This is a genomic window from Wolbachia endosymbiont of Drosophila incompta, from assembly GCF_001758565.1.
GTDB lineage: Bacteria > Pseudomonadota > Alphaproteobacteria > Rickettsiales > Anaplasmataceae > Wolbachia > Wolbachia pipientis.
This window is the reverse complement of record NZ_CP011148.1, coordinates 417,044-418,203: the sequence shown is the minus strand read 5'-3', so window position 1 is coordinate 418,203 and position 1,160 is coordinate 417,044. Positions and strand designations below refer to the sequence as shown.

Below are 1,160 nucleotides of genomic sequence, written 5' to 3'. Positions count from 1 at the left end.
CCTGTCATCCGAGTAGCCATAAATATTAAGAAATTTACCAAATGAAAAAAAAGGCAAAAGAAGCCCCGTGGTTATTATCCGCTTTAAAATATTGGCGTTTTTTATGTTTTAAACGCTTGACAAGCAAGATTAAGCTGCTTTTAATTGCAACTAACCTACGCTGCAAATGTTTAAGAAATTTACCAAGCAGAAAAAAAGACAAAGAATCCCCGAGTTAGCTAGTCTTTTACTATCTCTGTCANNTATTGGCATTTTTTGATGTCTTATAACGCTTTGTAAGCGCGTTCAGCTTATTTAGATAAAAATCTAGATGTAGATGAAGTTTTGTAAAGACATACAGTATCTATATACTGCAAAAAATTAAACATAAGACGCCGATACATTAAGTAATCCTTACCTTTTAATCTGCAGATTGGCGAAAGCAAATACAATAGCTTCACTGTCATGATAAAGGGGCTGGCAAAGCTTGTCAAGAAATTTTCTTATTTCATTTAAATTGCTTGTAACCTTCTTATACACTCATCTTTACCAAGAATCACCATGATATCAATGATTCCAGGTGCATCCATTACTCCAGTTATAGGGGCGCGTAATGAGTGGTATACATCGCTTATTTTCATATCGTGCAATTTTGCACATTCCTTGATCTGAGAAGATAAAAAACCCTTATTCCAATTTTCATGACCGATCTTTGACAGAAATGACGCAAGTAACTTGATTATATCGAGGTTAGATTTGACAATTTGCTCAGCCTCTTCACTTAAATCAAGTGGCGGATCTTGAATATAAAATTTTGCTAAATCCAATAATTCGGTCAGGTAGTTTGCTCTTTTTTTTAGCTCTGTCAGTCCCTGCAGTAAATAGCCCTTTTTTTTGTCAGTTAGAGTATTTTCTCTAAGCATTAGAGTCAGAATATCTTCATTGCTCATATTACTAATATAGTGGTTATTCAAATGCTCCAGTTTTTTGAAATCGAGCCGTGCAGGTGAACGACCAATACTTTCTAAATTAAACCACTCTATTGCTTGCTCATCGCTAATAATCTCATCGTTGCCGTGACTCCAGCCAAGTCTCAGCAAGTAATTACGCATCGCTTTTGGCAATATTCCCATCTTTTCATAATCGCAAACGCTTGTGGCACCATGCCTTTTGGATAGCTT

The 1,160-nt window shown here is 35.7% G+C and carries 2 protein-coding genes; one reads left to right on the top strand and one right to left on the bottom strand.

Going from position 1 to position 1,160, the window contains the following annotated elements; translation table 11 throughout:
* Positions 1-41 precede the first annotated feature (41 nt).
* Positions 42-218: a hypothetical protein gene (locus WG67_RS08260; protein WP_218916204.1), complete on the top strand. Its 177-nt coding sequence runs from the start codon at positions 42-44 to the stop codon at positions 216-218.
* A gap of 273 nt (positions 219-491) precedes the next feature.
* Here the strand turns inward: WG67_RS08260 and WG67_RS08255 are convergent.
* Positions 492-1,160, bottom strand: a 669-nt coding sequence (locus WG67_RS08255; protein WP_458694984.1) for a glutamate--tRNA ligase family protein, incomplete at its 5' end; no start/stop codon positions are given.